This window comes from Ruegeria sp. CL7 (genome assembly GCF_056536445.1).
Window position 1 is genome coordinate 158359 of record NZ_JBQFPQ010000006.1, and the last position, 13292, is coordinate 171650.

Consider the following 13292-nt stretch of genomic DNA (forward strand, 5'->3'; position numbering starts at 1 on the left):
TCCAACCCCTAAAAATCACGCAACTGTTAAGCACATGTGTATGCCGGGACCGAAATCAACAGCACCTGGTCACTTGCCAATGGCCAGAGGACAAACCTTGTCCGTGGCGGAAATCAACTGCCCTTGGGTCCGGGTTTGCGACGTTTTGGAACTGCGTTGCCACCCTTGGCGGATTTGACGGCCGCCGCGCGTGCACGATTCTTCTTGCTGTTTGGCTTGCCCTTCGGCGGCGGCGGACCTTTCGGCGCGTCTCCGGCTTGTTTGGAACGACCCCTCTTTTGCTCGACGCTGTCGGGCTTGCGCTTTTTAGGTTTTGCGCCCGAAGCCCTGAACTGGCTTTTTGCGTCGTCATCCGACGCTCGGCGGGTTTCGGTCGCGGGCACGGTCTGGGCAGGCTGAGCCTCGGGCTTGGATTGGCGGCGGTGGGCTTTCCGCTCAGCCGGAGAGTTTTCCTTTTTGTGTCCCGTAGGTCTGCCTTTGAACTTACTTTTGAGACCGGACCGACCGGTTGACGACAGGTCCGGTGCTTTATCCAACCGCACAAGGTCTTTGGTTTCTTCGATTTTCATCTCTGGACCAATGGCGGTCAGAAAGCGGTCGACACTGGCTTCACTGATTTCGAAATAAGTTACGTCCTCGGCAATCCGAATGGCACCGATGTCGTCTTTTGTCAGATCGCCCGCCTTGCAGATCATCGGCAGCATATGACGGGGGGACGCATTCTGATTGCGCCCTTCGGACAATGAAAACCAGACGCCGGGCCCAAAGGATGCCCGTGGTCTTGGGGTGGTCTGATCGACCGCCGACAGCTCTTCCGGGGCGGAATGGCGCAGTTTGTATTGCCTGAGGTAAGCGGCCGCGATTTGTTCGGGCGTGAAGCGAGCAATCAGTTTTTCAACAGACGGCCGTTCGCTTTCCGTAATCTCTACCTGCCAGTCCTCTGATGCCAGCATCCGAACCTGATCACGCTCGTTCACCTCGTCGGCAGACGGGGCCGATCCCCATTCTGCTGTCAGCTTGGCAAATTTCAGAATGCGCTCTGCCTTTTTTCGCGATGATGGCGCGACGATCAGGGCGCTGACGCCCTTGCGCCCGGCGCGACCTGTGCGGCCAGACCGGTGCAGCAGTGTTTCATGGCTGTTGGGCAGTTCGGCATGGACCACCAGATCAAGGTTGGGCAGATCGATGCCGCGGGCCGCAACATCGGTTGCGACACAGACCCGGGCCCGTCCATCACGCATGGCCTGCAACGCGTTGGATCGTTCGCTCTGGGTCAGCTCACCGGACAGGGCCACGACAGAAAACCCCCGGTTCGACAGGCGAGCGGTCAGGCGCGAAACCATTGCTCGGGTGTTGCAGAAAACGATGGCATTGGGGGCCTCGTAATATCGCAGCACATTGATTATCGCGTTTTCACCATCACGCGGCGCCACCGTCATGGCCCGATACTCGATATCCGCGTGCTGGGTCTGTTCGCCGACCGTGCTCACACGTACCGCGTCGCGCTGATACCGCTTGGCCAGATTGGCAATTGCGCGTGGCACAGTGGCAGAAAACAACAAGGTCTGACGATCTGCGGGTGTTTCATCAAGGATGAACTCAAGATCCTCGCGGAACCCCAGATCCAGCATTTCGTCCGCTTCGTCCAGGACAACCGCTCGGATAGCTGTCAGATCGATTGACCCTCGATTGATATGATCGCGAAGTCGTCCCGGAGTGGCCACAACGATATGGGCGCCTCGGGCCAACGCGCGACGTTCATCCCGAATGTCCATGCCCCCAACGCACGAGGCCAGAAACGCTCCCGCTCCGGAATACAACCAACCAAGTTCCCGTTTCACCTGAAGTGCCAGCTCGCGGGTCGGTGCGACAACCAGCGCCAACGGCGCTTCGGGTTTGCCGAGCGTTTCTTCATCGCCCAGCACCCTGTGTGCTATCGCCAGACCAAACCCAATGGTCTTCCCTGATCCGGTCTGGGCCGAAACCAACATGTCGCGCCCTTCCAGTTCGGGCTGGGTGACGGCTCGCTGAACTTGGGTCAATGTATCATAGCCCTTGCGCGCTAGCGCATCTGCAATGGTTTGTTTCACGGTGGTGGTTCTTTGTATCGGCCAGGTGATAGGCGCTGTGCGGAATTGCGATCAGCGGATCATCCAAGGGTAAAGACAGCCCCTTACCGGCTGCCATCCCGGTTGTATAGACGGGAAAACGGGCATTTTCGCCGAAAAGCTTCCAATAAGGGAACACCCTGACAGGTCAGACCCTGACGCAACCGCCAGGGCCGGGCCGCGTCAAGCCTGGGTCAACGCGGGTACGCAATTCGACATCTTGCTGGCAGATGCCTGCCGTTGGGCGTCGGAGAAACGCACCGGACACACACAATCGTGCCGATCATTTCGATGACATGACCGTCGTCGATGCGACATGGGTCAAACAAGAGCCCGAGCGGGTTCGTTCCTGATCTTGTTGGCCCGATCTCAAGCCCCTGTTGCCCTAAGAAGTACTCTGCCACGGGTCAAACCATTCACTTTTTCGATGATGGCATCGGCATCAATGCAGTGGTGGCGATAGAGATCACCGATCGTTCCTGTCTGGCCAAAATGTTCGACCCCCATCGGAATGGTCTGATGACCGCGCACAGCGCCCAGCCACGACAATGTTGCAGGATGCCCATCAATCACGGTGACCAGATTGCAATGCGCCGGCAGGCCAGACATCAGGGCCTCGATGTGGGAAAGTGCGGCGGGGTTGCCCCGCGACCGCACGCGTTGTGCAGCCGTCCAACCGGCATTCAGCCGATCCGCGGACGTCACGGCCAGAACGCCGATATCGCGACGGCCCTCGCCGATGATACCGGCGGCCCTGATTGCCTCGGGCGCGACGGCACCTTGATAGGCGATTACAACTTCGCAATTGGGCCCCGGTTTTCGCAACCAATAGGCCCCATCGATGGCACCTTGGCGGAACTCATCGTCGACACGCTTTCCAGGCTGTTCAATCGGGTTGGTCGTCAGACGCAGATAGACGGAACCGCCGGTTTCATCGCGCAGCCATGTGCGCTCGTCCGGTTGCCCTTCACCGTCGCGTTGCAGATAGTCGAAGGCCCATTCCATGATCACCGCCAGTTCATCAGCAAAGGCGGGTTCGAATGCGGCCAGCCCGTCCTGGCTCATGCCGATCAGGGGGGTACCAACGGATTGATGCGCTCCGCCTTCAGGTGCCAGTGTCACGCCCGATGGCGTACCGACGAGAATAAAGCGTGCATCCTGATAACAGGCATAGTTTAGCGCATCGAGGCCGCGACTGACAAAGGGGTCATAGACGGTGCCGATCGGGATCAACCGTTTGCCAAACAGGGAATGCGACAGACCCGCCGCTCCCAGAAGTAGCATCAGGTTCATTTCGGCGATACCAAGCTCGATATGCTGCCCTTCCGGAGTGAACTCCCATTTCGCCGTCGAAGGGATCCGATGTTCTATGAAGGCATCGGCTTGCATGGATCGGGCAAACAGCTTGCGCCTGTTAACCCAAGGCCCCAGGTTCGTCGTGCCGGTGACATCCGGAGAGGTTGTCACGATGCGTTCGGTCAACGGGCCATCACCTTTTGACAGATCGTCAAGGATCTTGCCAAACGCCATCTGGGTCGAGATTTCACGGCTGGTGTCGACCTCGATCCGTGGCACGTCCAGCTTGTCATCGAAATAGCGGCGCGGACCCTTGGCAAAGAACGGTGCCTTTGCCAGAAAATCCTTGAATGCGGCTGGGTCCTGCACTGTCGCAAGCGGCTCCCATTCCTCGCCCTTCGGCACGCCCATATGCGACTGCCACGCGGCGAACTGGCTGTTGTTCATCAGCCCGCCGTGATTGTCCTTGTGACCTGCGATGGGGGTGCCCCACCCTTTGACGGTGTAGGCCAGGAAACAGGTCGGGCGATCATGATCGATGGCGGCAAATGTCCGGGCCATGGTCTCGACGCAATTGCCGCCAAGGTTTTCCATCAGGGCAGCCAGCTCTGCATCCGTCCGCCGTTCGATCAGGGCGGTCACATCCCCCTGATCCCCCAGATCGTCCATGAGACGCTGCCGCCAGACTGCGCCACCCATGAAGGTCAAAGCCGAATATTCCTGATTGGGGCACGCATCGATCCAGTCGCGCAGGCGATCGCCACCCGGTTCTTCAAAGGCCGCGCGTTGCAGAACCCCATATTTCACGCGCACGACATCCCAACCGAACGCATCGAAGATCTTTTCAATCCGTTCGAACAGCCCTTCGCGGACGATGCCATCCAGGGATTGCCGGTTGTAGTCAACGATCCACCACGTATTGCGCAGGTCATTCTTCCAGCCTTCCTGCAAAGCCTCGTACACATTGCCTTCGTCCAGTTCTGCGTCGCCTACAAGGGCCACCATCCGCCCCATCGGAGCATCCGAGCCCCAGCACTTGGCCTTGATGTAATCCTGAATGATCGAAGCAAACGAGGTGATCGCGACACCCAAACCCACAGACCCGGTAGAAAAATCGACGTCGTCGATATCCTTGGTCCGGCTGGGATAGCTTTGCACACCGCCAAAACCACGGAAGTTTTCCATCTTCTCGCGCGTTTGATTGCCCATGAGATACTGCATCGCATGGAAAACCGGCGAGGCATGGGGTTTGACCGCCACCCGGTCTTCAGGGCGCAGGGCCGAAAAATAGAGCGCGGTCATGATCGACACCATCGAAGCAGACGACGCCTGATGGCCACCAACCTTGATCCCATCCACCTTTGGTCGGATCTGGTTGGCATTGTGGATCATCCAATGCGACAACCATAGCAGACGTTGTTCAACGATCTTCAACTGAGTGGGATCAATGTGCATGGCGGTCTCCGGGTTCAGGCGGCGCTGCGGGCAGGATACGGCAAAGCTTGCTCCAGGTCTGCGAGGATATCTTCGACATCCTCAAGCCCGACGGACAAACGGATCAAACCATCGCTGATCCCATGCGCGGCCCGTTCTTCCGGGGTATAGGTCGAATGCGTCATGGATGCAGGGTGCTGGATCAGCGTTTCGGCATCGCCCAAGGACACCGCGCGCTGGATCATGTTCAGGCGGTTCATGAATTCGATCCCACCGGACAGGCCGGACTTGATCTCGAACGCGATCATGGCGCCGGGTTGGGACATTTGCCGCTGCGCGACATCATGCTGGGCAAAGCTTTTCAGCCCGGGAAAATAAACCTCACCGACGGCGGGGTGCGCCTCGAGGAAATCAGCGACGACCTTGGCTGACGCGCAATGACGATCCAGACGCAGGTTCAGTGTTTTTAGACCACGCAGGATCAGCATCGCGTTGAAAGGGGCCATGACCGCACCGGTCATATCCTTCATTCCGACCAGGCGGATTTCGGCGATCTGTTCGGCGGTGCCGACAACCAGACCAGCGACCACGTCGCCATGCCCACCGAGATATTTGGTGGCAGAATGCAGAACGATATCCGCCCCGTGCTCGATCGGGCGGGTCAGATAGGGGCTGGCATAGGTGTTGTCGACGACAGCCGTTGCACCGACCGAATGCGCAATTTCGGCGCTGGCGGCGATGTCCACCAAGCGCATGTTCGGATTGGCCGGAGTTTCGAAATAGACAACGCGGGTTTTGTCAGAAACGGCAGCTTTCAGGTTCTCTGGGTCTGTCATGTCGACATGGGTGATCGTGACCCCCCATTTTGCCAGACCGTGGCGCATGAAGGCGAAGGTGCAGCCATAGAGCGTTTTGTCCACGATGACTTCGTCCCCCGGCGACAGCAGGGTCCAAAGCACTGCCGTGATCGCCCCCATGCCGCTGGAAAGGGCCAGTCCGGCCTCGGCCCCTTCAAGCACCGCAATGCGTTGTTCCAGAAGGTCACATGTGGGGTTCGAAATACGGCTGTAGATATGACCTGCGCGTTCACCGGCGAACATCTCTCCACCAGCCTCTGCGGTTTCAAAGGTAAACGTGGACGTCAAATGCAGCGGTGGGGTAAGGGCGCCGTCATTTTCCAGAGGGTTGTAAGCGTGGTGAATGGCGCGGGTGGCAAATCCGGTTGAACGAGTCATTGCAAGCTCCTGTTTCAAGCTGACGCCAGTTTGCACCTTTACTTTGGGCTTGTGCTTGCAAATAGTATCAAGACAGCGATCTATATTGGCAGATTCTGCCAATTTTAAGGTTGAAATGGACGATAAAGACAGACAGATCATTCGGGCGCTGCAAAAGGACGGGCGCATGACGAACCAGGACCTTGCCGACGAGGTGAACCTGTCTCCGTCGCCGTGTCTGCGCCGGGTCAAGAACCTCGAAGCGCGCGGGATCATAAAGGGTTACAGCGCAGATGTGGACGCCGCCGCATACGGCATAGGCATTACCGTTTTTGTGCGGGTCCGGTTGGAGCGACACAATGAAACGGACGTACAGAATTTCGAAAAACGCGTTCGGATGATCGACGAAGTTCTTGAATGCCACGTGCTGACCGGGGCAATGGACTACCAGCTGCGGGTGTTGGTATCGGATCTCGAGGCATATGAAGAATTCATACGAAACAGAATTCACCCGATCGGTGGGATTGCTTCGATCGACACCAGCTTTGTTTATGGAACGGTAAAGAAGACCGCCGTTTTTCCACCCTGATGGAACGCGCCCGGCCAATCTGCGAACTCAGGTTGATGTGCATGTTTAACGCGCGCCGGGATAAGGTTTCACAGCCAACTCATGGCGGCGCGGGCGAGAGGACCTTTGAGCCTCGGTCGCAAAGGGTCGTGGCGCGCAGCCAGCCCTTGATTCTGTCGAACATTATCTTGACGCGATTGCGCCGCTTAGCGTGCTTTGCAGGCAACCCGCACTGTTTGCGCCCCCGGATTCTGGCACGCATCCCGAAGATCAGACATGTTCACCGCTCGTTTTTCGAACCGTGAACACGCTGACCTGCCGAATTCAATGGGTTCCGGGCCTAGTAGGCGACCATCGTCAAAAGCTCATATTCCGCAACCATTTCATCATCCTGTTGGGTCAGGGTGACATGCCAGCGGACTTCGCCGTATTCTTCGTTCCGTTTGGTCTTGGCCTTGACCGTCAACCGCACCTTGATGGTATCACCCGCCTCGACGGGCTTCATGAATCGCAACCCGTCAAGACCTGTGTTTGCCAGAACCGGGCCTTCGTTCGGTTCAACAAACAATCCGGCTGCAAATGACAGAAGCAGATACCCATGGGCCACACGGCCCGGGAAGAACGGGTTCCGTTCCGCCGCTGCCTGATCCATATGTGCGTAGAACGTATCGCCGGTGAAATTGGCAAAGTGTTCGATGTCTTCCATCGTGATTGTACGGGGCGCCGTGTGGAGGGTCTCGCCAATCGCCAGCTCGTGGAACCGGCGCGTGAACGGATGGGCTGGCCCTGCGACCTCGGTCGCGCCGGGAACCCATTTGTTCCCGATCGCGGTCAGCAAATCGGGTGACCCCTGAATGGCTGTCCTCTGCATGTAGTGCTTCACGCCACGCACACCGCCCATCTCCTCGCCGCCACCAGCGCGTCCGGGTCCGCCGTGAACCATATGCGGCAGAGGAGAGCCGTGGCCGGTGGATTCCTTCATCGAGTCACGATTGTTGAAATACAGCCGCCCGTGATAGACCCCGGCCCCAAGGGCAACTTGTCGCGCCACATCCGCGTCACGAGTTATGACCGATGCCACCAGCGACCCCTGCCCGCGGTTCGCCAGATCGATCGCATGGTCAAGATCGCGATACCCTATCACCGTGCTGACCGGGCCAAAAGCCTCGGTGTCATGGACGCGTCGGGCCGCATCCGGATTGGCACAGTGGTACAACATCGGCGGCAGGAACGCGCCTTTCTCAGCATCCGCCCCATCAACCTGAAAATCGTCAGGGTTGCCGAAAACGCGCTCGGCTTCCTGCCCGATGATTGCCGCCTTTTCCAGAACATCGCGTTTCTGACCGTTCGAGACCAGCGCGCCCATGCGTGTGGTTTCCAGCCGCGGGTCGCCGATGACCGTTTTTGCCAACCGCGCGGACAGGGCTTCGATCACCGCCTGCACCTGAGGCTCTGGGGCAATGATCCGGCGGATCGCCGTACATTTCTGCCCGGCCTTCGTGGTCATCTCGCGCTGGACTTCTTTGACGAAAAGGTCGAATTCCGGCGTTCCGGGCTCGGCATCAGGGCCCAGGATCGAGCAGTTCAGACTGTCCTGCTCGGCTACGAAACGAACAGAATTCTCCAGGATGACCGGGTTGGAACGCAGTTTCGACGCCGTTTCTGCGGATCCGGTGAAACTGACCACGTCCTGCATGGTCAGACGGTCCAGCATATCGCCCAGACCACCCGAAACCAGCTGCAACGCGCCCGCAGGCAAAATGCCGGAGTCCAGCATCAGCCGGACGCATAGTTCGGTGACGTAGCACGAGTTCGTCGCCGGTTTTACGATGGCCGGAACGCCTGCCAGAAGGGTTGGAGCCAGCTTTTCCAACATCCCCCAGACAGGAAAGTTGAACGCGTTGATGTGAACCGCCACCCCATGCAACGGGGTGCAGATGTGCTGCCCCAGAAAAGTGCCATTGCGCGACAACTGCTCGACCTCACCGTCCAGATAGACATATCCGTCCGGCATCTCGCGTCGACCTTTCGAAGCGAAGACGAACATCGTGCCGATACCACCGTCTATGTCGATCAAGTGGTCGGACTGGGTCGCACCTGTGCTGAAAGACAGGTCATACATTTCCTGTTTGTGCTGACCCAAATGAACGGACAACGCCTTGAGCATCTTGGCCCGCTGGTGGAACGTCATCTGCCGCAGCGCCGGCCCGCCGACATTGCGCGCATAGTCCAGCATCCCCTGCACATCCAACGCGCTATTGCCGGCCGTGGCGATCACCTCGCCGGTGACTGCGCTTGTAATATTGCGGGCACCCGCACCGGGCGCAACCCATTCACCGGCCGCGAAGCTGGAAATCTGTTGGATTGTCATGAGCGTCTCCTCATTTGTTGTGTGAACTTCGCGCGGCCATATGCCCGTCTCACGAAATCATAATATAAACCGTACGGTCGGTCAATAAATTGGCGAATTGTCACCCAAACCGCACATCTCAGACTTGCGCTGGCAGTCGCGCGAAACCCCGAAACCGGATGCGCCCGCCCCGTTCGGCGCCGTCAGTGATGCGATAGGTCGGGAATCGCGTAAGAAACCGTCCGACGGCCACGCGCCCCTCCATACGGGCCAGGGTCAGGCCGACGCAGGTATGGGGACCTCCGGCAAACGCGTGATGCTTGTTGGGGCGCCGATCCAATACAACCTCATTAGGTTGTTCAAACTGCCGCGGATCGCGATTGGCCGCGCCGATACACAGGTGAATGTCCGTACCGGCCGGAATGGTCTGACCGTGGAACGTTACATCTTCGGTGGTCAGACGATTGCCAAACTGATTTGGGCTTTCCAGCCGCAGAAACTCGTCCACTGCCGTGTTGATCAGATCCGGATTGGCCAGAAGATCGGCCCGCTTGTCGCGGTGCTGTTCCAACAGTTCCAATGCGTTGCCGATCAGGTTGGTGGTGGTCTCGTGCCCTGCGTTCAGAATGAAGATGCAGTTCTGGTACAGCTCGACCTCGGTCAAGCCACCGTCGGTGTCATCCTGCATCAACCGTGTCAGGACATCCGTCGCAGGATCTCCGGGGATGGCCCGGCGATCTTCGATGACATGCCGAAGATAGTCCTTGAAATCAGATACCGACCGGTTGCCCCACTCTTCCTGCTCGGGCGTCAATTGGGGTTCCAAAGCGCCCAGAATAGCCAAAGACCAATCCCGCAAAGGGCCACGTTCCGATCTGGGAATGCCAAGCAGGTTGCCGATGATCTCGATCGGGATGGCACCGGCGAAATCCTCGATCAACTCTACCGAGCCCTTGGCCTGCATCTCGTCCAGCAGCCCATCCACAAGTTCAATCAGGCCCGGTTCCATCTGCGCCAGCGCCCGTGGGTTCATAGCGCCGACCATGACCTTGCGGACGCGGGTATGCAGGGGCGGATCGTTGAACACAAGGCTGGTGGTATGGTGTTCGTACAGCGGGCTATCGATACCGTATTTGGGACCGAAAACCGCCTTTTTATCCGAAATGAAACGCTCGGTATCCCGGTACACCAGATCCAGATCGTCATACCGCGACAGGACCACCGAACCATCGGGCTGCCAGCAGACGGGCGTGTCTTCGCGCAACGCGGCGTAGGTTGGATAGGGATCCGCATGAAACCCGTCCGAAAGCGCAGTAAGAGAGAACATCAGTGACCCATCGCTCCCATTTGTTCGGGAAGGACCAGAACCAGCCAAGGCACCAGAACGATCAGAGCCAGACGGAAGATGTCTGCCACCCAGAAAGGTGTGACCCCCTTGAAGATTGTTCCGGTCGATACGTCCCCGACCACGCCTTTCAGAATGAACACGTTCAGACCCACGGGCGGCGTGATCAAACTGATCTCGGTCACGACGACGACAACGATGCCGAACCAGATCGGATCGTATCCCAATGACGTGACCAGAGGGAAAAAGATCGGAACCGTCAGCAACAGCATCGACAGCGATTCAAAGACGCATCCCAGAATGATGTAGATCCCGAGGATCATCAGGATCACGACGAAGGGCTCCACCTCATATGCGGTGACCAGGGCGATCAACGCTTCGGGCAGACCGGCCAGGTTGATGAAATTCGAGAAGATCTGCGCGCCGATCAGAACCGAGAACAGCGCTGCGGCGGTGAAGCTGGTTTCCTTCAGCACTTCAAAGGTCGATCTAAGGGTCAGCCCGCCGCGCGACAATGCGATCAAGAACGCCCCCATCGCGCCCATACCAGCGGCTTCGGTCGGGCTGAAGGTCAGGTTCAAAGGATGGAAATCGAACACTCCGTACAAGCCGCCGATCACCAGGAAGAACAACAGCAACACCGCCCAGACCGAGCGCAGGGCCGACAGGCGTTCGCCCCAGCCGTGGCGTTCACCGGCGGGGCCGGCCTCGGGCCTGCGCCAAACGGTCCAGCGCACCGCGAACAGATAGAAGAGGATACCAAGTACACCGGGAATTATGCCCGCAACGAAGAGTTTGCCGATCGATGTTTCGGTCAACAGGCCGTAGATCACCAAAATGACCGACGGTGGGATCAGGATACCCAGCGTGCCCCCCGCTGCAATCGACGCGGTCGACAACTCATCCGAGTAGCGGTACCGGCGCATCTCGGGCATCGCGACTTTGGACATGGTCGCAGCCGTTGCCAGCGAGGAACCGCAAATGGCCGAAAAGCCGCCGCAGGCGGCAACCGTCGCCATGGCGATACCACCTCGGAAGTGGCCCAGGAAGGCGTTTGAGACCGCGTATAATTCGCGCGCGAGCCCGCCCTTGTTTACGAACAGACCCATGAGGATGAACAGTGGCACGACCGAAAGGCCATAGTCCTGTGCCGTATCCGTAATCTGGCGGCCCACCATCGACATGGCGGCCTTCAGCCCGCGCTCGGACAGGATGCTGCCACCGCGTTCATATGCGAACCCAAGCGTCCCCACGAGGCCCATCGCAAACACAATGGGCAAGCGTACCAACACAAGAACCAGGACAAGGGCGAAACCGATTAGTGCGGCAGTCATCAGGCGTGCTCCGACAAGGTTTGGGGGGCAAAAATGTGCAAAAGACCGGTGATGACCATCGCAACGGCCGTTATTGCAGTGAAGGCGGCGATGAACCAGCCGACATAGAAGACAGGGATCGACAGGTATTCGGTGACGTCCCCGTAATCCCGTGCACGTTCAGCCAGAACCCAAACGCGCTGAATCGGCCAGATCAGCATGATGCCAGACATCAGATAGACAATTGCATCGCGTGCCCTGCTCAGCCGCAGGCGGGAAAACAATCCATCGGTCAGGTCAACGGCGATTTGCCCTTTCCCGGCCGAAATCATCGGCAGAACCGAGAACACAAGGATCGCCATCAGAATCCGTGTCAGTTCGGTTGCCGCCTCGATCGGAGCATTGAAGACTGAGCGTAGGATGACGTCAAAAAAGGTCATCACCATCAGGATGAACAGCGCCACACAGGCCAGCACCGTCGGAATGATACTGACGCGACGCGCGAAGGTCACGATAGATTGCATGATTGGCCCCCAACGGGTGAAGATGGCTGGCGGGTCAACCCCGCCAGCCGGGCTGTGTTACTGGGCAGCCATTTCGTTAACGATCATGTCATAAGCGGCTTGCGCATCAACACCGGTGCCATTGACCTCTTCGATGACCTTGGCGCGCACATCGGCAGCGATCGCGTTGAACTTTTCCAGATCTTCAGCAGAGGCTGCATTGATCGCGTTGCCGTCGGTCTGTTCGGTCGCCTCACGGCCGATCGCGTCGATCTCATCCCAGATTTTACCGATTTCGCGGCTCAGCGGTTCGCCGAAGACCTTTTCTTCCAAAGCGGCCTGCACATCGGCGGGAAGATCCGCAAAAGTGTCTTCGTTCATGATGAACGCAAATGAACCGCGATACAGGCCACCCGGAACTTCATATACGTTCTGCGCCACTTCAGTCAGCTTGAAACCCTTACGGGATTCAAATGGCATAACCACACCATCAGCAGCTTTCGACGCGAGTGTCTCGTATACTTTCGGCGCGGGAACCTGGATTCCGGTTGCGCCCAGCGCCGTGCCGACATCTCCGCCCACACCACCCGGGATACGCACCTTGAGGCCTGATACCTCGTCGAGGTTGGTCACGGAGCTGCTGGAATGAAGCTGTGCCGGGCCGTGTGTGTGCAGGGCGATCACTTTCACACCGCGATGTTCGTCCGCTGCCTTGAGATACTTGTCGTATGTACGCCAATACGCGACCGAGGCCGCTTCGGCCGAGCCCTCATATCCGGGCAGCTCAATCATCTTGGTGGTGACGAAACGACCGGGCTGGTAACCATGGAAGATGATCGACGCATCCGCCGCGCCATCCATGATCAGATCCATCTGCGCCGGCGGCGGGGCAATTCCCAGCTTCAGTTCAGCAGTGACTTTGCCGTCGGTGGCTTCTTCGACCATTTCCACGAATTTCGGCCACATCTTCGCGTTGATGCCGTGGGTCGGCGGTGCCCAGCTGGAAATCGTCAGCGTATAATCCGCCGCCAGCGCCACTGTGCCCGAAACAGCCAGCGCGGCCGAGGCCAAAAGAGTGCTCAACTTGGTGAACTTCATGGTTTTGTCTCCTCCCTGTGAAACATGACTCGAGAATGCGTTAATGGTCACTTTTGTAACCAT

At 58.4% G+C, this 13292-nt stretch carries 9 protein-coding genes; 1 reads left to right on the plus strand and 8 read right to left on the minus strand.

Annotation, left to right across the window (positions count from 1 at the left end; translation table 11 throughout):
- Positions 1–113: 113 nt before the first annotated feature.
- The 3 genes from ACR0LI_RS15345 to ACR0LI_RS15355 all read right to left on the minus strand — a co-directional run bounded on the left by ACR0LI_RS15345 (position 114) and on the right by ACR0LI_RS15355 (position 6073).
- A complete protein-coding gene (locus tag ACR0LI_RS15345; protein ID WP_480490950.1) occupies positions 114–2090 on the minus strand; it encodes a DEAD/DEAH box helicase in 1977 nt (658 codons plus the stop codon).
- 387 nt (positions 2091–2477) lie between these two features.
- Positions 2478–4859 carry a 1-deoxy-D-xylulose-5-phosphate synthase N-terminal domain-containing protein gene (locus ACR0LI_RS15350; RefSeq protein ID WP_480718790.1) on the minus strand — a complete coding sequence of 794 codons (2382 nt, stop codon included), beginning with the start codon at positions 4857–4859 and terminating at the stop codon, positions 2478–2480.
- A 14-nt stretch (positions 4860–4873) separates the two neighbouring features.
- Complete coding sequence (locus ACR0LI_RS15355; protein WP_171724612.1) at positions 4874–6073, minus strand: methionine gamma-lyase; 1200 nt, start codon at positions 6071–6073, stop codon at positions 4874–4876.
- A gap of 115 nt (positions 6074–6188) precedes the next feature.
- Here ACR0LI_RS15355 and ACR0LI_RS15360 point away from each other — a divergent pair, with 115 nt between their 5' ends.
- Complete coding sequence (locus tag ACR0LI_RS15360) at positions 6189–6641, plus strand: Lrp/AsnC family transcriptional regulator (RefSeq protein WP_171636498.1); 453 nt, start codon at positions 6189–6191, stop codon at positions 6639–6641.
- 319 nt (positions 6642–6960) lie between these two features.
- Here the strand turns inward: ACR0LI_RS15360 and paaZ are convergent, their stop codons facing one another.
- The 5 genes from paaZ to ACR0LI_RS15385 all read right to left on the minus strand — a co-directional run bounded on the left by paaZ (position 6961) and on the right by ACR0LI_RS15385 (position 13229).
- Positions 6961–8991: a phenylacetic acid degradation bifunctional protein PaaZ gene (paaZ, locus tag ACR0LI_RS15365; protein WP_480718791.1), complete on the minus strand. Its 2031-nt coding sequence runs from the start codon at positions 8989–8991 to the stop codon at positions 6961–6963.
- Between the two features lie 118 nt (positions 8992–9109).
- Positions 9110–10297, minus strand: coding sequence for a cytochrome P450 (locus tag ACR0LI_RS15370; RefSeq protein WP_480488732.1), 1188 nt, complete (start codon positions 10295–10297; stop codon positions 9110–9112).
- Positions 10297–11649, minus strand: a complete 1353-nt coding sequence (locus ACR0LI_RS15375; protein WP_480718792.1) for a TRAP transporter large permease — start codon at positions 11647–11649, stop codon at positions 10297–10299. Before ACR0LI_RS15375 ends, ACR0LI_RS15370 begins: the two co-directional genes overlap by 1 nt.
- On the minus strand, positions 11649–12152 hold the full coding sequence (locus ACR0LI_RS15380) for a TRAP transporter small permease (protein WP_480718793.1): 504 nt from the start codon (positions 12150–12152) through the stop codon (positions 11649–11651). The genes ACR0LI_RS15375 and ACR0LI_RS15380 overlap by 1 nt, the downstream gene beginning before the upstream one ends.
- A gap of 57 nt (positions 12153–12209) precedes the next feature.
- A complete protein-coding gene (locus ACR0LI_RS15385; protein ID WP_480718794.1) occupies positions 12210–13229 on the minus strand; it encodes a TRAP transporter substrate-binding protein in 1020 nt (339 codons plus the stop codon).
- Positions 13230–13292: the final 63 nt, after the last annotated feature.